Annotated in this window: 19 protein-coding genes; 11 read left to right on the top strand and 8 right to left on the bottom strand. The window is 72.3% G+C overall.

The annotated features are described in order from the left end of the window. Positions 1–4: 4 nt before the first annotated feature. Positions 5–1,156, bottom strand: a complete 1,152-nt coding sequence (locus OHA58_RS29160) for an acyl-CoA dehydrogenase family protein (protein WP_405482469.1) — start codon at positions 1,154–1,156, stop codon at positions 5–7. A gap of 79 nt (positions 1,157–1,235) precedes the next feature. Between OHA58_RS29160 and OHA58_RS29155 the strand changes: the two genes are divergently transcribed. From OHA58_RS29155 to OHA58_RS29145, 3 genes are all read left to right on the top strand, one after another. Next, complete coding sequence (locus tag OHA58_RS29155) at positions 1,236–1,883, top strand: TetR/AcrR family transcriptional regulator (protein WP_405482468.1); 648 nt, start codon at positions 1,236–1,238, stop codon at positions 1,881–1,883. 43 nt (positions 1,884–1,926) lie between these two features. Continuing rightward, positions 1,927–2,637, top strand: a complete 711-nt coding sequence (locus OHA58_RS29150; protein ID WP_405482467.1) for an ArsR/SmtB family transcription factor — start codon at positions 1,927–1,929, stop codon at positions 2,635–2,637. Between the two features lie 141 nt (positions 2,638–2,778). Next, the gene (locus OHA58_RS29145; protein WP_405482466.1) at positions 2,779–3,834 is read left to right on the top strand and encodes an urea transporter; all 1,056 of its coding nucleotides are present in this window, start codon (positions 2,779–2,781) and stop codon (positions 3,832–3,834) included. On the opposite strand, the gene OHA58_RS29140 is transcribed toward OHA58_RS29145, so the two are convergent. The 3 genes from OHA58_RS29140 to OHA58_RS29130 all read right to left on the bottom strand — a co-directional run bounded on the left by OHA58_RS29140 (position 3,800) and on the right by OHA58_RS29130 (position 7,828). Then, positions 3,800–5,128 carry an MFS transporter gene (locus OHA58_RS29140; RefSeq protein WP_405482464.1) on the bottom strand — a complete coding sequence of 443 codons (1,329 nt, stop codon included), beginning with the start codon at positions 5,126–5,128 and terminating at the stop codon, positions 3,800–3,802. The genes OHA58_RS29145 and OHA58_RS29140 overlap by 35 nt on opposite strands. A gap of 196 nt (positions 5,129–5,324) precedes the next feature. Continuing rightward, positions 5,325–6,407 carry a Zn-dependent alcohol dehydrogenase gene (locus OHA58_RS29135; protein WP_405482462.1) on the bottom strand — a complete coding sequence of 361 codons (1,083 nt, stop codon included), beginning with the start codon at positions 6,405–6,407 and terminating at the stop codon, positions 5,325–5,327. A gap of 32 nt (positions 6,408–6,439) precedes the next feature. Beyond that, positions 6,440–7,828 (bottom strand): aldehyde dehydrogenase family protein, encoded by a 1,389-nt coding sequence (locus tag OHA58_RS29130; protein ID WP_405482461.1) that lies wholly within the window; start codon positions 7,826–7,828, stop codon positions 6,440–6,442. Between the two features lie 283 nt (positions 7,829–8,111). On the opposite strand from OHA58_RS29130, the gene OHA58_RS29125 reads away from it, so the two are divergent. The 3 genes from OHA58_RS29125 (at position 8,112) to OHA58_RS29115 (ending at position 17,135) form a co-directional block, all read left to right on the top strand. Beyond that, positions 8,112–10,646 (top strand): S8 family serine peptidase, encoded by a 2,535-nt coding sequence (locus OHA58_RS29125; protein ID WP_405482459.1) that lies wholly within the window; start codon positions 8,112–8,114, stop codon positions 10,644–10,646. Continuing rightward, on the top strand, positions 10,646–13,576 hold the full coding sequence (locus OHA58_RS29120; protein WP_405482458.1) for an FG-GAP-like repeat-containing protein: 2,931 nt from the start codon (positions 10,646–10,648) through the stop codon (positions 13,574–13,576). The genes OHA58_RS29125 and OHA58_RS29120 overlap by 1 nt, the downstream gene beginning before the upstream one ends. A 289-nt stretch (positions 13,577–13,865) precedes the next feature. After that, the gene (locus tag OHA58_RS29115) at positions 13,866–17,135 is read left to right on the top strand and encodes an ATP-binding protein (RefSeq protein WP_405482457.1); all 3,270 of its coding nucleotides are present in this window, start codon (positions 13,866–13,868) and stop codon (positions 17,133–17,135) included. A gap of 6 nt (positions 17,136–17,141) precedes the next feature. Here OHA58_RS29115 and OHA58_RS29110 read toward each other — a convergent pair whose 3' ends face one another. From OHA58_RS29110 to OHA58_RS29100, 3 genes are all read right to left on the bottom strand, one after another. Further along, complete coding sequence (locus tag OHA58_RS29110) at positions 17,142–18,410, bottom strand: MFS transporter (RefSeq protein ID WP_405482456.1); 1,269 nt, start codon at positions 18,408–18,410, stop codon at positions 17,142–17,144. Positions 18,411–18,415: 5 nt separating this feature from the next. After that, positions 18,416–19,873, bottom strand: coding sequence for a CitMHS family transporter (locus tag OHA58_RS29105; RefSeq protein WP_405482454.1), 1,458 nt, complete (start codon positions 19,871–19,873; stop codon positions 18,416–18,418). Positions 19,874–20,071: 198 nt separating this feature from the next. Continuing rightward, on the bottom strand, positions 20,072–20,686 hold the full coding sequence (locus OHA58_RS29100; protein ID WP_405482452.1) for a TetR family transcriptional regulator: 615 nt from the start codon (positions 20,684–20,686) through the stop codon (positions 20,072–20,074). Positions 20,687–20,890: 204 nt separating this feature from the next. Between OHA58_RS29100 and hmgA the strand changes: the two genes are divergently transcribed. From hmgA to OHA58_RS29085, 3 genes are read left to right on the top strand one after another with little or no spacing between them, the layout of a single operon-like run. Beyond that, positions 20,891–22,207: a homogentisate 1,2-dioxygenase gene (gene hmgA, locus OHA58_RS29095; protein WP_405482451.1), complete on the top strand. Its 1,317-nt coding sequence runs from the start codon at positions 20,891–20,893 to the stop codon at positions 22,205–22,207. 40 nt (positions 22,208–22,247) lie between these two features. After that, the gene (locus OHA58_RS29090; RefSeq protein WP_405482449.1) at positions 22,248–22,997 is read left to right on the top strand and encodes a GntR family transcriptional regulator; all 750 of its coding nucleotides are present in this window, start codon (positions 22,248–22,250) and stop codon (positions 22,995–22,997) included. Positions 22,998–23,009: 12 nt separating this feature from the next. Beyond that, entirely contained in the window at positions 23,010–24,230 is a 1,221-nt protein-coding gene (locus tag OHA58_RS29085; protein WP_405482448.1) for a type ISP restriction/modification enzyme, read from the top strand. 21 nt (positions 24,231–24,251) lie between these two features. Here the strand turns inward: OHA58_RS29085 and OHA58_RS29080 are convergent, their stop codons facing one another. Continuing rightward, positions 24,252–24,962 carry a TetR/AcrR family transcriptional regulator gene (locus OHA58_RS29080; RefSeq protein ID WP_405482446.1) on the bottom strand — a complete coding sequence of 237 codons (711 nt, stop codon included), beginning with the start codon at positions 24,960–24,962 and terminating at the stop codon, positions 24,252–24,254. 63 nt (positions 24,963–25,025) lie between these two features. On the opposite strand from OHA58_RS29080, the gene OHA58_RS29075 reads away from it, so the two are divergent. After that, positions 25,026–25,976 (top strand): ATP-binding cassette domain-containing protein, encoded by a 951-nt coding sequence (locus tag OHA58_RS29075; protein ID WP_405482444.1) that lies wholly within the window; start codon positions 25,026–25,028, stop codon positions 25,974–25,976. A gap of 43 nt (positions 25,977–26,019) precedes the next feature. Further along, positions 26,020–26,805 carry an ABC transporter permease gene (locus OHA58_RS29070; RefSeq protein ID WP_405482443.1) on the top strand — a complete coding sequence of 262 codons (786 nt, stop codon included), beginning with the start codon at positions 26,020–26,022 and terminating at the stop codon, positions 26,803–26,805. Positions 26,806–26,820 lie beyond the last annotated feature (15 nt).

The following is a 26,820-nucleotide window of genomic DNA, read 5'->3' as shown; positions in this document are numbered from 1 at the left end:
GGTCTCAGAAGGCCGATACGCCCGTGAGCGCGCGGCCGATGATGAGTTTCTGGATCTGGCTGGTGCCCTCGTAGAGGGTCATGACGCGGGCGTCGCGCAGGAGTTTGCCGACCGGGTACTCGTCGATGTAGCCGTAGCCGCCGAAGACCTGGAGGGCGTTGTTCGCGCAGCGCACCGCGGCCTCGGAGGCGAAGAGCTTGGCCTTGGAGGCGGCCGTCGCGAAGTCCTCGCCCCGGTCGATGAGATCGGCGACGCGCCAGGTCAGCAGGCGCGCGGCGTCCACGTCGACGGCGATGTCGCTGATCAGCTCCTGCACCAGCTGGTACGAGGCGATGGACTTGCCGAACTGCTCGCGCTCCGCCGCGTATCCCACGGCGGCGTCGAGCGCGGCCTGCGCGATGCCGACGCAGCCCGCGGCCACGGACATGCGCCCCTTGGCGAGCGCCGACATGGCGATGGAGAAGCCCTTGCCCTCCGGGCCGAGCATCGCGGAGGCGGGGACGCGGACGTCCTCGAGGACCAGCTCCGCGGTGGCCTGGCCACGCAGGCCGAGCTTGCCGTGGATGGTGCGGCGGGTGAGGCCGGGGGTGTCCGTGGGGACGAGGAAGGCGGTGACGCCCTTGTGTCCCGGGGCGTCGGTGGAGCGGGCGAAGAGGAGGACGACATCGGCCCAGGTGCCGTTCGTGATGAACATCTTGGAGCCGTTGATCACGTACTCGTCGCCCTCACGGACGGCCCGGGTCGTGAGGCTGCCGGCGTCGGAACCGGTGCCGGGCTCGGTGAGCCCGAAGCAGCCGAGGGCCTCACCGGCCGTGAGCCGCGGCAGCCACTCCCGCTTCTGCTCCTCGGTCCCGTACGACTGGACGGTCTTGGTGACCAGGCCGAGCGAGACGGAGACGATGCCGCGCACGGACGAGTCGCCGCGCCCTAGCTCCTCCGTGACCAGGCAGTACGCGAGGTGGTCGCCGCCCGAGCCGCCGTACTCCTCGTCGATGGTCAGGCCCAGGAAGCCGACGTCGCCGAGCTTCTTGACGATGCCGCGGTCGACCTCCTCGGCGCGGTCCCAGCCGACGACATTCGGGGTGATCTCGCGCGCCACGAAGTCCCTGGCGAGCTGCCTTACGGCCGCCTGCTCCTCGCTGAGCTCCAGATTCATGGACCACACCTCAGGCATAAGTGAATGAGCACTAAATTAGCACTGCTAGTTTTTGGCTGGCAGCCCTACTATGTGCCGCATGGCCCGACCGCGCAAGCCCCTCCTGAGCAGAGACCGCATCGTCACGGCGGCGCTCTCTCTCGTCGACGCCGAGGGCCTCGCGGCCGTCTCGACACGGCGGCTCGCCGCCGAGCTGGGCGTGAGCGGTCCCTCGCTCTACAACCACTTCCGCACCAAGGACCAGATCCTGGAGGCGGTCGCCGACTCGGTGAGCGCGCAGGTCGACCTGTCGATGTTCGACCCCGCGGACGGGCGCGACTGGCGCACCTCCCTGCACGACTGGGCGGTGTCCTACCGGGCGGCTCTCCTCGAGCACCCGAACATCGTTCCCGTGCTCGCCCAGGGGCCGGGCCGCAGGCCCGCCGGGCTCCGGCTCGCCGACGCCGTGTTCGGCTCGATGGTGGACGCGGGCTGGCCGCCGGCGCAGGCCACGTCGATCGGCGCACTCATGCGGTACTTCGTGACGGGCTCCGCGCTCGGCTCGTTCGCCGGGGGCTTCGTCGACGACGAGACGGCGTACGACCCCGCCGACTACCCCCACCTCGGCCAGGCGCACCTGCTCGCCGACCGCCAGGAGCTGATCGACGAGCGGGCCTTCGAGACGGGCCTGCGGGCGCTCCTCGACGGGCTCGCGCAGCAGTACGAGCAGGTCGCGGTGCTGCACTGACGTTTCGGCGGTCACCGAACCGTGCCGGGCGCATGCTTGACCCATGAAGTCCAGGGAACCCGGCGCACCGCGCCTCGCCGCGCTCGCCGCACTGATGGCCGACGAGACCCGCGCGGCCTGTCTGCTCGCGCTGCTCGACGGGCGGGCATGGACCGCCGGTGAGCTCGCGCGGCACTCGGGCGTGGCCGCGTCGACAGCGAGCGAGCATCTGGGCAAGCTCGTCGCGGGGGGCCTGCTCGCCGAGGAGCGGCAGGGGCGGCACCGCTACGTGCGGCTCGCCGACGCGCGCGTGGCCCAGCTCGTCGAGGAACTCGCGGGGTACGCGGCGCCGGACGGCGGGGAGCGGCCGCAGACCCTGCGGGCGGTGAGCGCGCGGGACGCGATGGCACGCGGGCGTACCTGCTACGACCATCTCGCGGGCCGCCTCGGCATCGCCCTCACGGACGCGCTGGTCCGGCGCGGGGATCTGCGCACGGACACGGGGTTCGCGCTGACCGCACAAGGGGTGGACCTGTTCGGGGCGTTGGGGATCGGGCTCGAGCGGTCAGGGCGGCGACCCATGGCGCGGGCGTGCCTGGACTGGACCGAGCGCCGGCCGCATCTCGCGGGGACGGCGGGCGCGGCGCTGTGCAGCCACGCGTTCGACGCGGGCTGGGTCGTGCGGATCGGGTCCGAACGGGCCGTGAAGGTCACGCCGGACGGGGAGCGGGCGTTCGGGGACGCCCTGGGGATCGAGGCGGAGGCGCTGCGCTAGCGGCGCCGGGGATCGAGGCAGCTGCGCCGGCCGGGAGGGGGCTTCCTGCCGTGATAGGCCCCTTCTTCCGGACTTCAGATGATGTCGGTAAAGTGCATCCGTTCTGCTCGGTGAAACAGGGACGTAACACGGGAGCACGGGATGCTGCAGGCCAAGAATGGCCCAACTCCTGCCAAATCACCCCTCAATTGGGGCGCGGGTTGTAGGCAGTTCGGCGTTCAGGTCCTGCGCGGGCAGGCTCAGGTCGTCTTTCTGTCCAGCGTCCCGGCCGGACTGCTCCTCGCCGTGGCGCTGTTCGCGGCGGGATGGGAGTACGGGCTCTACGCGATCGCGGGAACGACGCTCGGAACGGTCACCTCGCGGCTGCTGGGCGCGGACCGCGAGCGCGTCTCGACCGGGCTCGAAGGCTTCAACGCCTGTCTGACGGCGCTGTGTTTCGCGGTGTTCCTGGGCGCCGGCCATCTGTCGACCGCGCTCCTCGCGGCGGCCGGCTGCGTCGTCGTCACCGTCGTCACCGCGGCCGTCGTCAATCTGCTCGGCGTGTGGAACCTGCCGTCGCTGACGCTCCCCTACTGCCTCCTCGCGAGCGCGATGACCACCGCGGCACCGGGGTTCGAGCGGATCTGGCACCACGGCGACGGCCTCGCCACCCTCACGAGCGCGGCGACGGGCCCGACCTTGCTCGGCTTCTCCGACCTGTGGCACGGGTTCTTCACCGGCTTCGCCGAGGTCTTCTTCATGCCGCAGTGGTACGTCGGCGCGCTGGTGCTCGCCGCGCTCCTCGTCGCGAGCCGCCGGGCCGCGGCCGTGGCGTGCGTGGGCAGCCTCGTCGGGATCTTCTCCGCGTGGGCGCTCGGCGCTCCCGCCGCGCAGATCGCCGATGGGACCATGGGCTACAACGCGATCCTCGTGGCGCCGGCCCTGTGCGGGGTGTTCCTGGAGGCGGGCCCGCGCACTCTGGGGTACGCCGTGGTGGGCGCGTTCACGGCGACGGCCGCGACGTCGGCCATGGCCGCGGTGTTCGCGCCGTCCGGCGGGCACACGTTCACCTGGCCGTTCGTCCTGACTACGTTCGCCTTCCTGGCGGCGGCCCGCTCCTTCCCCGGACTGCGCACATCGGCCCCGGCACCCGCGGTGCCGGAGCCGATGTCTGCGGGCGCGCTCAGCGCGCAGCCGCCCGCCCCGCAAGCACCTTGATGGAGATCAGGGCGATCACACCGAGCCCGATGATGTAGGCGGAGACGGCCATCGACGTGCCGGTCGCCTCCAGGAGCAGCACCATCACGAACGGCGCGAGTCCACCGCCGAACACGGCCGCGATCTGGTAGCCGAGCGAGGCGCCGGTGTAGCGCATCTCGGCGGTGAACAGCTCGGCGAACAGCGCGGCCTGCGGCCCGTACATGATGCTCAGGAAGCAGCTGGTGACGAAGGTGCCGACGGCCAGCCAGAGCAGTGAGCCCGTGTCGATGAGCAGGAACATCGGCACGGCCCACACGACGAGGCCCGCCGCGCCGAGCGCGTAGATCCGCAGCCGTCCGATGCGGTCGGACAGGGCCGCCGACGCGGGGATCAGGGCGAGTTGGGTGAGGCTGATGCAGAGCGAGACGGTGAGGACGGCCTCGCGCTTCATGCCGAGTTCACGGGTCGTGTAGTCGAGGACTCCCGTGATGATGATGTAGAACGTCGCGGTGTTCACGGCGAAGGAGCCGCCCGCGAGGAAGACCGTGCCGAGGTGTTCGCGCAGGATCCTGCGCAGCGGGGAACGGGAGCGGTCCGCCTCCGCCTTCGCCAGTTCCGCCTCGGCCGCCTTGAACTCGGGGGTCTCCTCGACCTTCGCGTGGATGTACCAGGCAAGGGCCAGGACGAGCAGGCCCACCAGGAACGGGAGCCGCCAGCCCCACGCGGTGAAGGCGCTGTCGCTGGTGAGGGCACCGGCGACGAGGAAGACGGTGTTGGCGGTCACCACGCCGATGGGGACGCCGAGTTGCACGAGGCTGCCGTAGAGGCCGCGCTTGCCCTCGGGGGCGTACTCGGTGGCCATCAGCATCGCGCCGCCCCACTGGGCGCCGACGGCGAGGCCCTGCACGACCCGAAGGAGGACGAGGAGGATCGGCGCGGCCACGCCGATCGTGTCGTACGTGGGGAGCAGGCCGATGCCCGTGGTGGCGAGGCCCATCAGGGTCAGGGCGAGGACCAGCATGGGCTTGCGGCCGCGCTTGTCGCCGAGCTGGCCGGCGATGACCCCGCCGAGCGGGCGGGCCAGGAAGCCGACGGCGAAGGTCGCGAAGGCGGCGAGCACGCCCGCCGACGAGCTGCCGGAGGGGAAGTAGAGGTCGCCGAGCACGAGGGCGGCCGCGATGCCGAAGACGAAGTAGTCGTACCACTCGACGGCCGAGGCGAGCGCGGCGGCGGTGGCGACCTTTCGTCGGGCACGGGTCTCGGCTTCGGAGGAAGCGGTGGCTGCGGGGCGAGCGGATGGTGCCGTGTCCATGCGTGCACACTCCGGTGACTGCGGGGAGGGGACGGTCCGCGGCGCCGCGGTCCCGGGAACATACTGACCGGACGGTACGTCGGTCAACGGGTTGCGCATCAGTAGTTTTTGCCTGCGTATGGGAAAGCGCCTGCCGTGTGCGGGCAGCCCTTTGACCCCGGCCGCGCGAGGGCGGCCGGGGTCATGGGGCGCGGGTCTAGAAGACGACCAGCGCCCGTCCGCCCTTGCCCGCGACCATGTTGTCGAAGGCGGCGGGGATCCCGTCGAGGGCGATGTGTTCGGTGACGAGCGCGCTCAGGTCGAGGCGGCCCGCGCGGATGTGCTCGGCGAGGACCGGGAGGTCCTTCGCCGGGTCGGAGTTGCCGTAGACGCAGCCGGACAGCGTGCGGCCGAAGTGGAAGATCTCCAGGGCGTTGAAGGTGACCTGCTGGTCCTTGCCGCCGATGCCGACGACCGTGGTGCGACCGCCGCGCCGCGTGGACTCCCACGCGGTACGGATGGTCACGGCGCGGCCCACGCACTCGACCGCGACGTCCACACCCTGCTTGCCGGTGAGGCCGCGGATCTCGCGTGCGGTGGTATCGGAGGCCACGACGTAGTCGGTGGCGCCGGCCTTGCGGGCCAGCTCCTCCTTCTCCGGGGAGACGTCCACCGCGATGATCTTCGAGGCGCCGGCGATGCGGGCCGCCTGGAGCGTGGCGAGGCCGACCCCGCCGACGCCGAAGACGGCGACCGTCTCGCCCTCGCGGACCCGCGCCGAGTGGTGCACGGCGCCGTATCCGGTCAGGACGGCGCAGCCGAGGAGGGCCGCGTCGGTGAGGGGGACGCCCTCGGGGGCGCGCAGGACGCAGTTGGCGGCGACCACGGTCTCCTCGGCGAACGCGGCGACGTTCAGGCCGGGGTGGAGGTCGCTGCCGTCGTCGGCGCGGTGGGCATACACGGAGCCGGCGCCGGTGAGGGCGTCGGCGCACAGCCACACCTCGCCGAGCGAGCAGGCGTGGCACTTTCCGCACGCGGGCGCCCAGTTGAGGACGACGCCGTCGCCGGGTGCGACATGGGTGACGCCCTCGCCGACGGAGACGACGGTGCCGGCGCCCTCGTGGCCGAGCACGGCGGGGACGGGCACGCGCATCGTGCCGTTGGTCAGGGACAGGTCGGAGTGACAGACCCCGGCGGCGGTGAGCCTGACCCGGACCTGGCCGGGGCCGGGCTCGGGCAGGTCGATCTCCGTGATCTCCAGGGGAGAGCCGACGGCGGGGAGTACAGCGGCACGGACCATGAGGCGCGGAGCTCCTAGAACTGGAGGGCTGGCTAGAACTGGAGAGACTTGGTCTGGAGGTACTCGGACAGGCCGTGGGCTCCCAGCTCGCGGCCGACGCCGGACTGCTTGTAACCGCCGAAGGGGGCAAGGGGGTTGAAGCGGCCGCCGTTGATGTCGACCTGCCCGGTGTCCATGCGGCGCGCGAACGCGACCGCCTCGGCCTCGTCGGCCGCCCAGACCGCCCCCGCGAGGCCGTACACGGTGCCGTTGGCGATGCGCAGGGCGTCGTCCTCGTCCTCGTAGCGGATGATCGAGACGACCGGGCCGAAGATCTCCTCCTGGGCGATGGTCATCTCGGGGGTGACGTCGGCGAAGACGGTCGGGCTGACGAAGTAGCCCTGCTCGCGCGGGGCTTCGGGGCCGCCGGCGACGAGGCGGGCGCCCTCGGCGACGCCCTTCTCGATGTAGCCGCGCACGCGCGTGTGCTGCTTGGCGTTGACGAGCGGGCCGATGCGGTCGCCGTACTTGGCGGCGGCCTCGGCGGCGAGCGCGACGGCCTCGTCGTACTGGGACGTGTGGACGAGCATGCGGGTCCAGGCGCTGCACGTCTGGCCGGAGTTGCCCATGACGTTGGCGATGCCGACACCGACGGCCTTGGCGAGGTCGGCGCTCGGCAGGATGACGTTGGCGGACTTGCCGCCCAGTTCGAGGGCGACGCGCTTGACGGCCGCGCCCGCGGTGGCGCCGATCTGCTTTCCGACGGCGGTGGAGCCGGTGAAGGAGACCAGGTCGACGCCCGGGTGCGCGGCGAGCGCCTGGCCCGCGACCGTACCGAGGCCGGTGACGAGGTTGAACACGCCCGCGGGCAGGCCCGCTTCGTGGACGGCCTCGGCGAAGAGCTGGGCGGTCAGCGGGGTGTCCTCGGCGGGCTTGAGCACGACGGTGCAGCCCGCCGCGAGCGCGGGGGCGACCTTCGCGACGATCTGGTGGAGCGGGTAGTTCCAGGGCGTGATCGCGCCGACGACGCCGACCGGCTCGGCATAGACGGTGGAGTTGCCGACCTTCTCCTCGAAGGCGTACGAGGCGGCGAGTTCGGCGTACGAGCCGGCCACCAGGATCGGCACACCGGCGTGCACCATCTGCGAGAACTGCAGGGGCGCGCCGAGTTCGGCCGTGACCGTCTCGGCGATCTCGTCCTTGCGGGCGACGAGGACGTCACGCAGGGCGGCGATCCTCGCGGCGCGCTCGGCGGGCGGGGTCGCGGCCCAGGCGGGGAACGCCTCGTGGGCGGCGAACACGGCGGCGTCGACGTCCTCGGCGATGCCCGCCGGGACATGGGCGATGACCTGCTCGTCGGCCGGGTTGACCACCGCGATCGTGTCCGTGCCCGCGGCGGCCCGCCACTCGCCGCCGATGTACATCCCGTCGTGGGCCTTCATGGCTGTTCCTCCCGGGGTGCCGCGTCCACGGCACGGTCGTCCGTTACGGCGTAGTCGTCCGCGGCCCAAACTAGCGCCGTTAGTTTTTGGGCGCCAGGGGCCACTTCCATGGCTCCCGTCACGGTGCCACGCCCAGCGCGCGAAGTCCGCCTCGTCCAGGCCGGTAATGCGCCAGTAACGGCCCGCTCCTAGCGTCCCGGACCAGCCCGCCCCGCCCCCGTACCTCCCCCGTGGGTACGGGGGCGGGCGGGCTCCCCCGTACCAGTCCTGGAGGAGCGCTCCTATGCACCTGCCCCGATCCCCCCGGCGCAGATCTGCCGCGTGGGCCGCGGCCGCGATCACGGCGGCGGCCGTCCTGATCGGCCCGGCCCCCGCCTTCGCGCAGTCCGACACCACCACGAGCAGCACCGCCCAGGTCGACCCGTCCGTTCTCGACACCGTCGGGAAGGGCAAGGAGTCGACCTTCTTCGTCGTTCTCAAGAAGCAGGCGGACCTGTCCGCCGCCAAGGGCAAGCGCGGTCACGCCGCGAAGGCGAAGTCGGCGTTCGCCGCGCTGCGCGCCGAGGCCAAGAACAGCCAGCAGCCCCTCCAGTCCTTCCTGGACAAGGAGAAGGTCGGCTACCAGTCGTTCTGGATCGCCAACGCGCTCAAGGTGACCGGAGACGAGCGGCTCGTCGAGGACCTGGCGAAGCGCGCCGACGTGGCGAGCATCGTCAAGGAGCACCGGTACAAGCTGGACGCCACGGAGAGCCGGGTCTCCGACGCGGCCGGCGACAGCGACCCGGTCACCCCCGAGTGGGGCGTCAAGGACATCAAGGCCGACCAGGTCTGGGACCAGTACGACGACCGGGGCGAGGGCATCGTCATCGCCAACGTCGACTCGGGCGTCCAGTACGACCACCCGGCGCTGAAGGCCAACTACCGCGGCAACAACGGCGACGGTTCCTTCACGCACGACTACAACTGGTACGACCCGACCGGCCAGTGCCCCACCTCGGCGCCCTGCGACAACAACGGCCACGGCACCCACACGATGGGCACCATGGCCGGCGCGGGCGGCGTCGGGGTCGCGCCCGGCGCGAAGTGGATCGCCGCCAAGGGCTGCGAGTCCAGCTCCTGTTCGGACTCCTCGCTGCTCGCGGCGGGCCAGTGGATCCTCGCCCCGACCGACCACAACGGCCAGAACCCGCGCCCCGACCTCGCCCCCGACATCGTGAACAACTCCTGGGGCGGCGGCGACACGACGTTCTACCAGGACATCGTCGAGGCGTGGAACGCGGCCGGGATCTTCGAGGCGTTCGCCTCCGGCAACGACGGTGACGGCGTGACCTGCTCGACCGGCCACGCACCGGGCTCGCAGGCACCGGCGTACGGTGTCGGCGCGTACGACGTGAACGGGAAGATAGCGGACTTCTCCGGCTTCGGGCCGTCCCGGCTCGACGGCTCGATGAAGCCGAACATCTCGGCCCCGGGCGTCAACGTCCGCTCCACCTGGCCCGGCAACACCTACAAGGCGATCTCCGGTACGTCGATGGCGACCCCGCACGTCGCGGGCGCCGTGGCCCTGCTCTGGTCGTCGGCCCCCTCCCTCATCGGCAACATCGACGAGACCCGCAAGATCCTCAACGAGGGCGCCGTCGACGTCGACGACACACACTGCGGCGGCACCGCCGGCGCGAACAACGTGTGGGGCGAGGGCAAGCTCGACATCTTCGCCTCCGTCGACAAGGCCCCGCACACGGCGGCCGTCGTCACCGGCAAGGTCACCGACAAGGCGACGGGCTCCGCGCTGTCCGGCGTCACCGTGAAGGCCTCGGGGGCCACCTCGACCCGCACCGTGACGACCGCGGCCGACGGCTCCTACCGGCTGACACTCCCGGCGGGCACGTACGACTTCGCCCTCGGTGGCTACGGCTACGCGGACGGCGCCAGGTCGGGCGTCACCGTCACCACCGGCGAGCAGGCCACCGAGGACTTCGCCTTGAACGCGGTCGCCTCGCACGCCGTGTCCGGCACCGTCCTCGACGTCACCGGCAAGCCGCTCGCCAAGGCCACCGTCCAGGTCGCGGGCACGCCCGTCGCCTCCGTCACCACGGACGCCACCGGCCACTTCACCCTGCCGAAGGTCGCCGAGGGCTCGTACACGCTGACCGCCACACCCGCCGCGCCCGTCCTGTGCAACGGCACGTACAACGGCAAGCTGACCGTGGACGGCGACGAGACGCTCACCGCCCGGGTGCCTGCCCGCTCCGACAGCGCCGGCAACAGCTGCACCCCCGCCACGTACTCCTGGATCGCCGGCAGCAGCAAGGTCGCGATCAGCGGAGACGAGGACGCCAAGACGATCGCGCTGCCCTTCCCGGTGAAGCTGTACGGCGTCGCCTACTCCAGCGCGAGCGTCACCACGAACGGCCTGATCAACTTCATGGAGCCGCGGCTCGGCGACTACGAGAACGTCGCACTCCCGTCGGCGGACAAGCCGAACGGCACCGTCGCCGCGTTCTGGGACGACCTGACCCTGGACAAGAAGTCGAGCGTGCAGACCTCCACCACCGGTACGGCCGGCAGCCGGAAGTTCGCCGTCGTCTGGAACAACGCCGCCTTCGCGGACGGCAGTTCGGGCCGCGTCACCTTCGAGGCCGTCTTCGACGAGGCCACCGGCGCCGTCACCCTCCAGTACCTCGCCGTGCCGGGCGGCGGCGCGAGCGCCACCGTCGGCATCGAGAACCAGGCCGGCACCGACGCCCTCCAGTACTCCTTCAACGAGCCGGTCCTCAAGGACATGGCCGCCATCCGCATCGCGCAGGGGACCAAGTGATGAGAAGCAACTCCCGGCGGGCGCTGCGGCTCGCCTCCGCGCTGGTCGCGGCCGGTCTGGCGCTGAGCGCCGCGCCGCCCGCCCTCGCGGCCGACGACGACGGTTCCCTGCTGACGCTGACGGACAGCCAGGCCGAGAAGCTCGCGGACCACGCCCAGCTCAACCCCTACGCGGACGCCGACCGCGAGACGGTCGACCCGCAGGGCGCGGCCAAGGACTCCGGCGCCTCCGGTACGGACGGGCAGGGCTCCGGCTCCCACCTCGACGAAGGCACCGGCACCGACGGCGCCGTCACCATCTCCCCCAAGTCCGTGCTGGAAGGCGTGCGCGGCCTCGCCGCCACCGTCCCCGCCGGGGGCAAGGGCGGCGACTACTTCACCCTGCACAGCCTCGGCAGCGTCCAGCGCAGCAAGGCCGACGGCACCGCCCTGTGGCGCCGCGACAACGCCTCCCTGTACGCGGACTGGGGCGTCAAGAACTCCCGGCCCTGGCAGACCGAGCCGTACCCGGCGCGCATCGTCATGGGCTACAACGCGGTCAGCCCGTTCACACCGGCCTCCGACCAGGGGTACGTGACCGGCGATCTGACCGGCGACGGCGTGGACGACGTGGTGTTCTCGGCGAGCGTCGGCGTGAACCCGTACCGCCCCTTCACCTCGCCCGGCTCGACGCTGGCCAACGGCACCTTCGTCACGGTCCTCGACGGGAAGACCGGCAAGACGCTGTGGTCGAAGCTGTATGCGTACGCCTACAACGTGAAGCTGGTCGGCAAGACGCTCGTCGTCACGGACGCGCCGTACTACAACCTCAACTCCCCAGCCGCCGCGACCGCCACGGTCTCCGGCATCCGCTTCTCGTACGCCGACGGGGCGCTGAAGCCCACCGACACGTGGACGTACGACACAGGAGTGCGCGCCGGTACCGCGTGGGGCGCCCTGGAGGACCTCGGCGGCGGCCTGGTCGCCGCGTCGTACAACCAGCGCAGGACCGCCACGACGGCCGGGCGCGGGCGCACCCTCGTGCTCGACACCGCCGACGGCACGGTCAAGTGGCAGACGGACAGCGCTCTTTACTCGCGCCAGCTGCACCTGGACACCGCGCGCGGCCGGCTCGTGGCCCTGGAGCAGTCCGACCCGAACGTCGGCATGAAGTACGAGATCGACTCCTACTCCCTGGCCGACGGCAAGCGGACCACCCTCGACACGCGGATCAACGCGCTGCCCACCGACATGACGATCGGTGACCTGCGCGGCGACCGGAAGCCCGAGTACGTGGTCAGCGAGTCCACGCTCGACCCGTACCTGTACATCAACTCCAACACCGTCCGCGTCGTGGACGGCGCGGACCCCGCCTCCCTGCTGTGGTCCTCCACCGTCAAGCGAGCCGCCGACAACGGCCACGACGGGCCGAGCGCCTGGAGCCTCGACGTCGTCGACGGCAGCCTCGTGACGGCCGCCCAGGACGACACCGGCATGAACTCGGCGGAGAACCCCGGGGGCGGGCAGTACGCCGCGCTCACCGTGTTCTCCGGCAGCGGTGACCTGCGCTGGCGGGAGAAAGGCGTCGGCGCCTCGCCGATGTTCGCCCAGGTCTACCGCGACGCCGACGGTCAGCACGTCCGCACGGTCGACCAGAACCAGAACCTGCGCACCTACGGGTTCGGCAACGGCAAGCAGCAGGGCGTGCTGCCCTTCCAGGGCGATCTGTCGTCCTCGGCCTCGGCCGACCTCGACGGCGACAAGAAGAACGACCTGGTCGTCGGCGGCAAGTCCAATGGCGTGTGGGCCTACTCGGGTCCCTCGCTGACCGCGGGCAAGCCGAAGCTCCTGTGGAAGGCCACCGTGCCGGGGCAGGTGCACCGGATCGAGAAGGGCGACGTCAACGGCGACGGCGTCGACGACTTCGCGGTGGCCGCGGACACGGCGGTCGCGGTCCTCGACGGCCGCACCGGCAAGGTTCTCGAACGCATCGACGGCGACGGTCAGTTCGTCCGCTCCGTGACGGTCGCCGACCTCGACGGCGACCACCGAGACGACGTCCTCGTGCCGACGGACAAGCTGCGGGCGTACCGCGGCAGCGACGGCTCGGCGCTGTGGACGTACGCGGCGCCGGACAGCGCGGGCGACGTCGTGTTCGGCGACCCCGCGGTGGGCGAGGGCCGGGTGTACGCGCAGTACAGCAGCAAGGACTCCCTCGAGAAGGCGACGCCCGCGGTCGACGGTGTCGCCCTCGACGCCGCGAAGGGCACGGTGCGCTGGACCGCCTCCCCGAAGGCCCCCGCCGAGAGCGTCGACGGCAAGCTGTACGGGGCCGTCCTGAGCCGGGGCGTCTTCACCTCGCCCAAGATCCCCTACGCCGACGGACACGCGGTCGTCTACACCTGGATGGGCGTGACCTCCACGACCGCGTCGGGCACCCCGGACGCGAACAGCCTGCGCAACATCGTCGAGATCCGCGACAGCCGCACGGGTGAGGTCCTCCACCACGGCCTGGCCGGCGGCGCCTGGACGCTCGGGGACTACTTCACCGGGCCGGAGGGGCTGATCCTCGCGGGGACCGTTTCGTTCAGCACCTACGCGGCCGGCGGCCAGGACTACTCGATCTACACCCTGCCGACAGTGGAGACGGGCGGGTTCCTCACCGGTCCCGGCGGTCGTCGCCTGCTCGTCGGCGGCACCCAGGCGGGCGCGTACCTGTGGGACCCGGCCGTGCTGACCGCGGGGCACAACTACCCGGACGGCATCGGCAAGATCACCCTCCTCGGCGCCCGGGAGTACTTCTCCGGCGACCTGGACGGTGACGGTGTCGACGAACTCGTGAACCTCGGCTTCGACGAGACGGGCTTCGACCGGACGACCGAACTGCTCGGCGGCCGGTACCTCCAGCAGTTCACCGCCATCTCGCAGATGACGGTGAACACGCTCTCCTGACGGGCAGCGACTAGGGCCTTTCGTTTGGATCAGGCCGGATCAGGGAGCGGGGTCATGGGGGTCCCCCCTGCTCGAGCGCAGCCGAGAGCTTGGGGGAGCGTGCAGCTGCAAGGCGGAGGAGGGAGTCGACGCGGAGCGTCGGCGAGTGACGACAACGCCGCAGATGTGCGTGCCAGACCCCGCGAGCCCGGCATGATCCAAACGAAAGGCCCTAGTTCCTCCAGGCCCCCCGGGCGTCGGCTCGGGGGGCCTGTGGCGTGCCCGGAGGGGGGAGTTAAAGTGCGCCCTTATGGGCGCGGAAGAGACGAACCACGGCACGCAGCCCGCTCCCCCACTGCTGCGCCTGCACCTTTTCGGCGGGTTCCGGGTGACTCGCGACGGCGGTCCCGCGCTCGCCGAGCGCTGGCCGCGCCCCAGCGCCCGCGCCCTGGTCAAACTCCTCGCGGTCTCCCCCGGCCACAGCCTGCACCGCGAGCAGGCCATGGACATCTGCTGGCCCGACGCCGACCAGTCCTCCGCGCTCGGCAGCCTGCGCGTCGCCCTGCACGCCGCACGGCGCGCCCTCGAACCGGAGCTCGCACCACGCACCGCCTCCGCGTACCTCACCGCCGACGGAGCGCTCCTGCGGCTCGACCCGCACGCGGTGTGGATCGACGCCGACCACGCCGAGCACCTGGCGGACAAAGCCCTCGAATCAGGCTCTTCCTCCCAACTGGCCGCCGCCCTGGACGCGTTCACCGGCGAGCTGCTGCCCGAGGACCGGTACGCGCCCTGGGCCGAGGCCCGGCGCGAACAGCTCGCCGTGGTGTCCGAGCGCGTACGGATCTCGCTCGCCGATGCCCTGCTCGACGAAGGCGCCCCCGAGGAGGCGGCCGCGGTCGCCCGGCGCGCCCTGGACGAGAACCCCGCCGACGAGCGCGCCCATCAGATCCTGATCGGCGCCTATCTGCGCCAGGGCCTGCGCCGCCAGGCCGTCCGCCAGTTCCACGCCTGCCGGGAGTCCCTGGACGCCGAACTCGGCGTGCGGCCGGGGCCCGAGACTGAGCGGCTCCATCTGCTCGCCCTCGACAGCGGCAGCTCCGCGGCTCCGGTGGCCCGGCCCGCGGGCGGCTTCGCCCCGCCGGCCGCCCTTCGCGGCCCGGCACCCACACCCCTGCGCGGGCGCGAGGCGGCGCTCGGCCTGCTCCTCGCGCCCGACGCGCCACCCGTCCAACTCGTCGGCGGCGAGGCGGGACTCGGCAAGACGCGCCTGGTGACCGAGGCCGCGCGGCGGGCCGCGAGCGAGGGCGCGGCGGTGCTGTGGGGCGCGGGGCACGACGCGGAGGGGCACACGCCGTTCGGGGCGTTCGTCGAGGCGCTCGACGGATGGCTCGCGGACCGGCCGCCCGCCGAACGGGCCCGCGCCGGCGCCGAGTACCCCGAACTGGCCTCGCTGCTCCCGTCGCTCGGCCAGGCCGGCGGGGGCGCGGAACGCAGCCCCGAGGAGGAGCGGGAGCGGCTGTTCCGCGCGGCGGCCGGGCTGCTCGGCGACCTCGCGGGAACGGCGCCCGTGCTGGTCGTCCTCGACGATCTGCACGCGGCCGACACGGGCTCGTTCCAGCTCCTCGGGCATCTGGCGCGGCGGGCCAGGACGGCCCGCGGCCCCCTGCGCTTCGTGGTGACGTACCGCGCGGAGGAGCTGACCGAGAACGATCCGCGCCGCGCGGGTCTCGACTCACTCGTACGCCAACGGCTCGCGCGCCACGTGGACCTGGGCCGCCTGGGCCGCGACGACTGCCTGACGCTCGCCGCCGACGCGCTGGGCCTGCCGACCGGCGCCGACGTGCCTGGCCGGGTGTGGGACCTGTCGCTCGGCAACCCGTTGTTCGCCCTCGAACTGGCGCGGGCGTTCGGCGACGGACGCCGGGGCCTCGGCGCGAACGGGAGCGACGCGGAGCCTCAAACACCTTCGGGAGTACGGCAGTTGGTGGCCGCACGGCTCGCCGGGCTCGGGCCCGCCGCCCGACGCGTCGTGGAGGCCGTGGCGGTGGCCGGCGGGGACGCGGCGCTCGCCGAGGTGCTCGACGTCGCGAGCGCGGGGCTGCACCCGCTGCTCTCCGTGGCCGAGGCGACGTCCGGCGCCGACGCGGCCGTCGCGGCCTCGGTCCTCGCCGAACGGGACGTCGTCGCCGACGGGCGCACCGTGTCCGGTCTCACCTTCCGCCACCCCCTCGTCCGCCTCACCTGTTACGAGCGCCTCTCGGCCGCCCGCCGCCGCCTCCTCCACTCGGCGTACGCGGAGGCCGTGCTGCGGCGCAGGCCCGACGCCGTGGACACGCTCGCCGCGCATCTGACCCGCGCCGACGACCCGCGCGCCACCGGCTATCTCCGGCAGGCCGCCGAGCGGGCCGCCGCCCTGTGCGCGAACGACACCGCGGACCACTACTACGCCCAGCTCACCGACCGCCTCGACGCGTTCGCCGCCGAGTCGGCGCGGGCCAGGATCGACCGGGCGGCCGTGCTGCGCCGCATGGCGCGGTACCAGGACGCGGCACGGGTGCTGCGCGAGGCCCTCGACGACCTGGCGCGCCGCGGCGACGCGGACGGGCGCGTCCTGGCCTCGGCCCGGCTCGCCGAAGTCCTCGCGAAGACCCGCTCCACGGAGGAGGGGCTCGCCCTCCTCGACGCGGCGCCGCCCGCCGCGGGAACCGCGCCGGAGGCGGCCACCGCACACCATCTCGCGCGCTCCCTCCTGTACTTCGTCACCGGGCGCTACCCGGAGGCCGTCACCGCGGGAGAAGCGGCGCACGCGGCGGCGCTACGCGTGACGGGTCCCGAGCAGCGCGGTCTGCTCGCGCGTTCGCTCGCCACGCAGGCCACGTCGCTGGCCCTCGCCGGGCGCTTCGCGCAGGCCAGGCCCGTCGCCGACCGTGCGCTGCCGCACGCGGAGGCGTACGGGGATCCGCAGTTGCTCGGCTCGGTCCTGTCCGTCCTGCGGGAGCACGCGCGCCGGTCGGGGCGGCTGCGGGAGGCCGTGACGACGGGCGAGCGCGCCCTCGCGCTGGCCGAGCGCTCCGGCGACCCGACGGCGGCGGCCTTCGAGCGGGCCAATCTCGCCGAACTCCATCTGCTCCTGGAGGAGTACGACGCGGCGCACGACCTCGCGCAGGACGCGGTACGCGAGTCGGAGCCGCAAACGGGCTGGTGCGCGCCGTATGCGCTGGCCGCGCTGGCGCGGGTACGGATGAGGTCGGGTGACGCGGAGTCCTGCGCCGCCCTCCTGGACCGCGCGGGCCGGACCGCCGACGCGCAGGGCGACCGGCAGGCCCAGCAGGAAGTACGGCTGGCCCGGGCCGAGTTGGGCGTGCGCCGGGGCCGTCCCGAGGAGGCGCTGACCCTGCTGGCGGGCACGACGGACGCGGGCCACCTCCCGGCCTGGGCCCACCTGGAGGCGGGCCGCCCGTCCCAGGCGGCAACGCTCGCCGAGGCCGAAGCGACCCGAGCCCAACAGGCAGGCGAACGCCTGGCGGAGGCGGAGGCCAGGGCCATATTCGGCCGGGCCCAGGCCGCGCTGAGCTAGGCCCTTTCAGCCCCTCCGGCGTTTGAGGAGCGGGGTCCGGGGCGGAGCCCCGGTTCGGGAAGGGGCGGGCTTGGGGAAGAGACCCCGCCCGGAGGACCCCCCACCCCCGCTCCGCACCCCAACCCCCGCCGCCCCCACAAGAAGTACGCCCAGCATCAAGAACGGCGCCGCGACACCAGCGACCCCCGCCACGAGCCCGGCGGCGGCCGGCGCCGCCACCTGCCCCAGCCGGTTACCGGTGAGCCGCAGCGCAAGCGCCGTGGACCGGGCATCATCAGGCGCCGCCTGAACGACCGTCGTCATGGACAGCGGCTGCCCGACACCCAGGCAGAACCCGAGCACGGCAAGCATCAGCGCGAGCGCCCACACCGGCACAGGCAGCGCGATCCCCGCGCACATGACCCCGGCGACCAGGCAGGTGGTCGCGAGAAGTGCCGCCCGTCCGAGGACACGCAGCATCGGCGTCATGACCAGCCGGCAGGCAATGGTGGCGGCCGCCCGCAGGCTCAGCAGCAGACCGACGACGGACGGCGCGATCCCCCGGTGCTCGCCGACGACCGGCAGATACGCCGTGAGGATGTCCGTCGCGGACAGCACGGCGAGCGAGATGAAGATGCCGCCGGGCACACCCCGGGTACGCAGGATCCGGCCGACCGGCACACGTGGCCCGGCCGGAGCGGCCGCGCCCGTCGTCGTACGGGGGTGCTCGATGCGCCACAGCGAGGTGAAGGAGACCGCGGCGACGGCGGCCGCGACGAGCAGCGCGAGCGCGCTCGTGGCCCCCAGATCGGGCCCGCCGATGAGCGCGCCCGCGGCGATCGGCCCGACGAGCTGGCCGAGGGAGGCGCCGATGGTGAAGTGACCGAAGTTGCGGTCCTGTTCGGCCGGAGCCGACTGCCGGGCGACGATCGACTGCGCGCCGATCACGAACGACAGATGGCCGAGCCCCATCACCCCGCTCCACGCGGCCATCGCGGCGAGCGAGTCGGCCGTGCCGCTGAGCGCGCAGCCGCCGGCGATGAGGACCACGCCGACGGGCAGCAGGGGCGCGCACCGGCCGTGGTCGGTGCGGCGGCCCAGCGGCACGGCCGCGAACAGCGGAAGGAGCGCGTAAACGCCCGCGATCACACCGATCGCGCGCTCGTCCGCGCCGAGCGCGAGAGCCCGGTAGGAGACGGCGGGCCGCGCCATCGACACCGCCCCCTGCGCGAAGCTGAAGGCGATGACGAGACGGAGCAGCCAGCTTCTCCTGCCGGGCTCTGCAGAGAGACTCATCGGGGTCAGAGGATCCCGAAGAGGAATCCGGCGCCGAGTATCACCAGCGCGGTGAGCGCGGCCCATTTGACCGTGAATTTCGTGTGGTCGCCGAACTCGACCTTGGCCATGCCCACGAGGACGAACACGGCGGGGACGAGCGGGCTGGACATGTGCAGCGGCTGGCCGATGAGGGAGGCGCGGGCGATCTCCAGGGTGGAGACGCCGTGCGCGTTCCCGGCCTCGGCGAGGACGGGCAGGATGCCGAAGTAGAAGCCGTCGTTCGACATGAAGTACGTGAACGGGATCGACAGGACGCCGGTGACGAGGGCCATGTGCGGGCCCATCCAGTCGGGGATTCCGCCGACGACCCACTTGGCCATGTGGTCGACCATGCCGGTGCCCTGCAGGACGCCGGTGAAGACAGCGGCGGCGAAGACCATGCCCGAGACGTTCAGGACGTTCTCGGCGTGGGCGGCGATGCGGGCCCTCTGGTCGGGCATGTGCGGGAAGTTCACCGTGAGGGCGAGCGCGGCACCCAGGATGAACAGGACCGGGATCGGCAGCCACTCCATGATCATCGCGGTGAGCAGCGTGACCGTCATGAGCGCGTTGAACCAGTAGAGCTTGGGGCGCAGGGTGGCGCGGTTCGGGTCGAGGGCCGAGAAGGTCTCGCCGTCCTCGTTCTCGTACGAGGGAGCGGCGGAGCCGGAACCCGTACCGGCGGCGCCGCCGGAGGACTTCTTGCCGGAGCCGGAGCCGGAGCCGGAACCGGAACCGGAAGCCTTACCGCCGGAGGCACCGGCGCCCACGAGCACCTTCTCGTCGGAGCTCTCCGTGCCGGTCTCGGTGACCTCGTCGAGGGAGAGGTAGCCAAGGCGCTTGCGCTCGCGGCGGCCGAGGACGTAGGCGAGGGCGAAGACGAAGAGCAGGCCGACGGCGAGCGCCGGGATCATCGGCACGAAGATGTCGCCGGCGTCGAGCTTCAGCGCGGTCGCGGCGCGGGCGGTGGGGCCGCCCCAGGGCAGCGTGTTCATGACGCCGTTGGCGGTCGCGGCGACGCCCGTCATCACGATCAGGCTCATCTTGAGGCGCTTGTACAGCGGGTACATCGCCGAGACGGTGATCATGAAGGTGGTGGATCCGTCGCCGTCGAGCGAGACGATCGCCGCGAGGACGGCGGTGCCGACGACGATGCGGACCGGATCGGCCTTGGCGAAGCGCAGGATGCCGCGCACGATCGGGTCGAAGAGGCCTACGTCGATCATCAGACCGAAGTAGACGATGGCAAACATCAGCATCGCCGCGGTGGGCGCGAGGTCACCGATGCCCGCGACGACGTAGTCGCCGAGCTTGGCTCCCTTGCCCACGAAGACGCAGAACAGAGCCGGGATGAGCACGAGCGCCGCGATCGGCGACACCTTCTTCATCATGATCAGCACCAGGAAGGTGGCAATCATGCCGAAGCCGAGGATGGTCAACATGTGGATACCTAACGTTCGCCCTTGAACTTCCACCGGGGCCTTGCGGTCAGCGAGACGTTAGGGCGCGGACATCAGCGTTAACAAGATGTTGACGTGCGAGCAATAAGCGCAAAACTCCAGGTCACGGGGTTGGATGGCGATCAGGGCGGCCAGTGAGGACGTTCAGGGCTCCGATTCCCGCCCCGGCCGGGCCCCGGATCAGTCCAGCACCCGCGCCAGATACGCCCGCAGTAGCTCCCGCGTCTGCGCGATGACGTTCTCGTCGCCCGCCGGGTCGAGCCGGAACGCGAGGCGGACCAGGGCGTCCGCCGATTCGACGGCGACCAGGAACGTGCGCCGCAGGGTGTCGTCGGGCGTGCGGTAGAGGTGGGCGGCGAGCAGCTCGGTGAGGCGGTCGGTGAGGCGGTGGTTGGGGCCGGCGTCGGCGCCGACGGGGATCTGGTTGCCGAAGTCGACGAGGGAGAAGCCGGGAGCGGTGCGCTTCATGGCGAGGTACTCGTCGAGGACGGCGTCCATCGCGGCACGCCAGTCGGCCGCGGGGATCCTCGCGATCCGCTCGGCGATCCGCTCGGCGTAGCGCTCCAGGTTGCGCTCGGCGAGGGCGTCGACGAGGGCGCGCTTGTTGCCGAAGAAGCGGTAGACGGAGCCGATGGGCACTCCGGCGCGGACCGCCACGGCCCGGGTGCTGAGCTGCTCGTAGCCGCCTTCGTCGAGCAGCTGCGCGCAGGAGTCGAGTATCCGGCTCAGGCGTTCGGCGCTGCGCTGCTGGACGGGGGCGCGGCGCAGGGAGGCGGTGCGGGGTACGGGGTCCACGGCTTCACCCGCCCCCGGTTCCGGCGCTCACGAGTACCCCGCGGTGCGCGGCGGTGTGCAGGGCCACCCGCGTCCACGGCAGTCCCGGCGTCGTCCACGGCATGCCCCGGAGAGTAGAGGACCGTTCAGCTTCGTGGGGTGTTCTTGCGCGAGGAAAAAGGGAATCCTACGGTAGAGCATAGGAATCATGGACGAGGGAGCGACATGCGTGACGCGAGGAAGACCGCCGAGGGGCTTGCCTACCTCTCGGGCTTCGGCAACGAGCACAGCTCGGAGGCGGTGCCCGGCGCTCTGCCCCACGGACGCAACTCGCCGCAGCGCGCCCCGCTCGGTCTGTACGCGGAGCAGCTGAGCGGCGCCGCGTTCACCGAGCCGAGGGCGCACAACCGGCGTTCGTGGCTTTACCGGATCCGCCCCTCGGCCGCGCACCCGGCGTTCGTACGGGCGGACAACGGCGCGCTGCGCACCGCCCCCTTCACCGAGTCGGTCCCCGACCCGAACCGGCTGCGCTGGAACCCGCTGCCCGAGCCGGCCCCCGGCACGGACTTCCTGGCGGGCCTGTGGACCCTCGGCGGGAACGGCGACGCGACCCAGCGCACCGGCATGGCCGTGCACCTCTACCACGCCAACTCCTCCATGACGGACCGGGTGTTCAGCGACGCGGACGGCGAGCTCCTGATCGTCCCCGAGCGCGGCGGCCTGCTGCTGCGCACCGAGTTCGGCCTGCTGCACGTGGATCCGGGCCACGTCGCGCTGATCCCGCGCGGGGTCCGTTTCCGCGTCGAACTCCTCGACGGCGATGCCCGCGGCTACGTCTGCGAGAACTACGGCTCCCCCTTCCGGCTGCCCGACCTGGGCCCGATCGGCGCCAACGGCCTGGCGAACGCCCGGGACTTCATGGTCCCCGTCGCCGCGTACGAGGACACCGAAGGGCCGGTGGAGGTGGTGAACAAGTTCTGCGGAAACCTCTGGCACGCCACGTACGACCACTCGCCGCTCGATGTCGTCGCCTGGCACGGCAACCATGTCCCGTACGTCTACGACCTGCGCCGTTTCAATGTCATCGGGTCGGTCAGCTACGACCACCCGGATCCGTCGATCTTCACGGTCCTCACCTCGCCGAGCGACACCCCCGGGCTCGCGGGCGTGGACTTCGTCGTGTTCGCGCCGCGCTGGCTGGTCGGCGAGGACACGTTCCGGCCGCCGTACTTCCACCGGAACGTGATGAGCGAGTACATGGGCCTGATCGAGGGTGCGTACGACGCCAAGGCTGAAGGCTTCGTTCCGGGCGGTGGTTCGCTGCACAACATGATGTCGGCGCACGGCCCGGACCGTGAGACGTTCGACAAGGCGTCGGCGGCCGAGCTCAGGCCGCAGAAGGTCGACGACGGGCTCGCCTTCATGTTCGAGACCCGGTGGCCGGTGACCGCGACCGCCCAGGCGGCGCAGGCCGATCACCTCCAGCGCGGCTACGACGACGTGTGGAGCGGACTCGAACGGCACTTCAGGCCGTCGCACTGAGCCGTTGCACTGAACGCGCCCGACCGATACGGATAGCCCCGTGACCTCTTTCGCCCCGGACTCGATCGTCCTGAACCGCAAGCTGCCGCTCTGGTATCAGGTGTCGCAGTCCCTGCGCGCCTCCATACTGGGGCGCTCCCCCGACGACCCGCTGCGCCTGCCCACCGAGGAACAGCTCGCGGGGCACTACGGGGTGAGTGTCCTGACCATGCGGCAGGCGCTCAAGGAGCTGGAGGAGGAGGGGCTGATCACCCGGCACCGCAGGCGCGGCACCTTCATCGAGCCGGCCGCGCGGCGGGGAGCGCCCGTGCGTCTGCTCGGCTCGGTCGACGCCATCGTGGCCCAGCAGTCCGGCATGACGACCGAACTGCTTGACCACGGCACGGTGCCGGTGCCCGGCGCGGTCGCCGAGTACTTTCCGGGGGCCGAGAGCGTGGCGACGTACCACCGGCTGCGCTGCGACGAGAAGACCGGTGAGCCGACGAACCACGCCCGGAACTACATCAGGGCCGAACTCGCCGACCGCGTCGACCTGGACGACCTGGTGCGCTGGCCGATGACGAAGGTCCTGCGCGACGTCGTCGGCGTGCGCATCAGCCGGATCACCGACACCGTCGAGGCCCGCCTCGCGGACCCGGAGACGGCCCGGCTGCTCCAAGTCCCGCTGCTCAGCCCGATCCTGCACTACACGGGAATCACCTACGACGAGGACGGCCGGCCGCTGGACGTCGCCGTCATCCACTACCGCGGTGACCGGTTCTCGTTCACGGTCACTCTCGACGCGCACTGACCGCGTCGTACGATGCCGGGCGTGACGCCCGACAGCCCGGAAAGCCTTGTTGACGCGCCGCTGCTCGCGGACCTCATGCCGTGGTCTGTCGCGCCCCTGCGCCTCGGACGCGCCTGGCCGCTGGCGCCGGACCCGGCTTCCCTGAAGGCCCGTTGGTCCGCGTTCGTGAAGGCCGAAGAGGCGGAGCGCGAGTCGCTGCTCGAACCGAGCCGGGCGCGCACCCTGCGCACGGCCGTCGCCCAGCTCCCCGGCCGGCGCACCCCGACGGACGATCTGACCCACGCCGAGGGCCCTTGCCCCGAACCCGTCCGGGTGCTGCACGCCCCCTTCGACGAGCAGTGGCTGATACCGGACCACCGGCTGATCGACGCGGCCCGCCCCGAGCTGTGGCGGGTGGCGGACGAGAGCCAGCTGTTCCTCGTCGAGCAGGGGTTCGTGCCCGGGGCGGGCGGACCCGCGGTGCTCGCCTGCGCGATCCTGCCCGAGGGCCGCTCCCCCGCGGGACGCCCCGGCCGTATCCGCCCGCTGTACCGGCGCCCCGGAGGCCGCGAACCGAATGTGACGCCCGGCCTGCTCACCGAGCTCTCCGGCCGGTACGGGCACGAGGTCGGGGCGCGTGACCTGCTCGCCTGGACCCTCGCCGCGGCGCGGCCCTCCCCCCAGGGCCCGCGGGTCCCGCTCCCGGACGACGCCGGGCTCTGGGCCTTCGGCACAGCGCTCGGCGAGCGGATCCTGTGGCTCCTTCGCCGCGGCGGCGAGGGCGACCGCCCCAAACTCCCCGGGGGCCGCCGCCCGTACGTGCGCGCCCCGCTCCCGGACCGCCCCACCGAGCTGCTCTACGACCGCGAGGAGGAGGCCCTGCTCATCGGCGACGGCCGCATCTCCCCGGTCCCCGCCGAGGCCTGGGACTTCCACGTGAGCGGGGTGCGGGTGATCGAGCAGTGGTTCGCGCGCAGGACCACGGCCGCCGAGCCGGGGACACTGACCGGGATCCGGCCCGGCAGCTGGCCGCAGCCGTGGACGTCGGAGCTGCTTGAGATCGTCACGGTACTGGCGCTGCTGGCCGAACTGCGCACGCAGCAGGAGGTGTTGACGGCGGGCGCCGCCTCGCTCATCACCGCGACGGACCTGATCGGGGCGCGCATCCTGCCGCCGGCGCCGGCCACGCGCAGGCCGGCCTCGGTCCTCGACCATCACGAGGAGGGCCCGGGCGGCCAGTTCGCGCTGCTCTGAAGCTCGGTGTTCCCGCCGGACTCAGGAGGGCACGAACCCGTCGAGCGTGCGCCCGAGGGCCCGCTCGAAGGCCGCCTCCATGTCGACGGGCCCGGTGCTCTGGGCGAACGCCGCGGCCAGGTGCGGATAGTCGCCGGTCGAGATCCGGCTCACCAGGTAGGCGGTCCGGGCGGCGAACTCCTGCTCCTGTGACCAGGGCAGCGAACGGGTCCGCTCGGCGGAGGCGATCTCGTTGGCGACGTAGAACGTCACGACGCCGGTGAGGGACGCGACGAGTTCCATCTTCGTCCCGGCCGGCAGGTCGACCGGTTCGAGGCAGGTCATGCAGTACTCCAGGTACCGCAGCGCGTTCGGGCTGAAGCCGTAGACCGGTGACATGAGCCGGGGCATCCACGGGTGCCGGATCATCAGGGCGCGGGCCTGCCGGGCGAGGGCGAGCAGGTCGGCGCGCCAGTCTCCGGTCGGCTCGGACAGGTCGTACTCGGCGCTCACCGCGTCGACCATCAGCTCGTAGAGGTCATCCTTCCTCGGCACGTAGTTGTAGAGCGACATCGTGCCGAGGCCCAGCTCCCCGGCGATCCGCCGCATCGACACGGCGTCGATCCCGTCCGCGTCCGCGACGCGCACGGCGGCGGCCGCGATGTCACCCCTGCCGTAGGCGGGTTTCGGGCCACGTCCCGCGCGCTCGGGGCGCGCCCAGATCACTTCGGGTTCGGCCGCTCGGCCCGTCATCGATCATCACCTCGCCCACCATCGTAGTTACGTACACCGTACGTAGTGCGCTACGGTGGCCCCATGACTTCTACGTACGCCGTACTTAGTGAAGGTCTGGAGAAGCGTTACGGCTCCGGGGACCAGGTGGTCCACGCCCTGCGGGGCCTCGATCTCGCCGTCGAGGAGGGCACGGTCTGCGGGCTGCTCGGGCCGAACGGCGCGGGCAAGACGACGGCCGTCCGGGTGCTCACCACCCTGCTGCGGCCCGACGCGGGGTCCGCGCGTGTCGCGGGCCACGACGTCCTGACCGAGGCGCCGGCCGTACGCCGCCGGATCGGCGTCACCGGGCAGTACGCGTCGGTCGACGGCGACCTCACCGGGCGCGAGAACCTGCGCCTGTTCGCCCGTCTCCTGCGCCTGCCGCGCACCCGCGCCGACGAACTGCTCGACCGCTTCGGCCTCACCGCGGCGGCCGACCGCACGGCCCGTACGTACTCCGGCGGCATGCGCCGCCGCCTCGACCTCGCGGCGAGCCTGCTCACGCGGCCCGCCGTGCTCTTCCTCGACGAGCCCACGACGGGCCTCGACCCGCACAGCAGGAACGGCATCTGGGACGCGGTCCGCGAGCTGACCGGCCAGGGCACGACCGTGCTGCTGACCACGCAGTACCTGGAGGAGGCCGACCAGCTGGCCGACTCCGTGGTCCTGATCGACGGGGGCCGCGCCGCCCACCGCGGAACCCCCGCCGAACTCAAGGCGCAGACCGGCAGTTACGCGGAGGTGGTGGTCGCCGAGGACGCGGCCCTGCACGCCGCCGCCGTCGTCCTCGACCAGCTCACCGGCGCCGAGCCGACCCTCGACGCGGACCGCAGGGCGGTCGGCGTCGTCACCCTCGACCAGACCCTCACCCTCCCCCGCATCGTCCGCGAACTGGACGCGTCGGGCGTCCCGATCGTCGACGCGACCCTGCGCCCGCCGACCCTGGACGAGGCGTTCCTGCGGCTCACCGGCGGCCGGGAGCTCGTCGCATGACCGCACCGCCCACCGGCCCCAACTCCCCTTCGGAGGCGACCTGATGACCACCGCGCTCCTGTACGACGGCACGGCGATGCTCGGCCGGCACCTCCAGCGGATCCGGCACGCGCCCGCCATCCTCGTGATGACGCAGACGATGCCGATCGTCTTCCTGCTCTTCTTCGGATACGTCTTCGGCAGCGCCCTGGCGATGCCCGGCGCGGACTACCGCGCCTTCCTGGTGCCGGGCATGCTCGTCGCGACCGCCGCGAACGGGATCATGACCGGGATGTTCACGGCGGCCCAGGACTCGCACCGGGGCGTCATGGACCGCTTCCGTACGCTGCCGATGACCCGTGCGGCCGTCCCGCTGGGGCAGGCGGCGGCCGACGTCGTGACGACGGCGGCCGGTCTCGTGCCGCTGCTCCTCGTCGGGCTCGCGATGGGCTGGCGGATCGAGGGCGGCGCGCTCGAAGCGGCGGGAGCCTTCGGCCTGTTGCTGCTGTTCCGCTTCGCCACGACGTGGGTCGGCATCCTGCTCGGGCTTCTCTCGCGCAGCGAGGAGGCGGCGGGCCAGCTCGGCGGCGCGACCTTCATGCTTCCGCTGCTGTCGAACGCGTACATCCCGACGGCGGGCTTCCCCGGCTGGGTGCGCGTGCTCGCCGAGTGGAACCCGATCAGCGCGGTCGCCACGGCCGTACGCGACCTGTTCGGCAACGCCCCCGTGCCCAGCGGCTCCTCGTGGCCGGTGGCGCACCCGGTGGCCGGCTCGCTCGCCTGGTGCGCGGTGCTGCTCGCGGTGTGCGTGCCGCTCGCCGTCCGCCGGTACACGACCGGCGGACGCTGAGCGAACTGCGGGCCG

The organism is Streptomyces sp. NBC_00009, from assembly GCF_045040855.1.
GTDB classification, from domain to species: Bacteria; Actinomycetota; Actinomycetes; order Streptomycetales; family Streptomycetaceae; genus Streptomyces; species Streptomyces aureus.
Note: the sequence above shows the minus strand (reverse complement) of the source record. Positions and strands in the feature narration are given on the sequence as shown.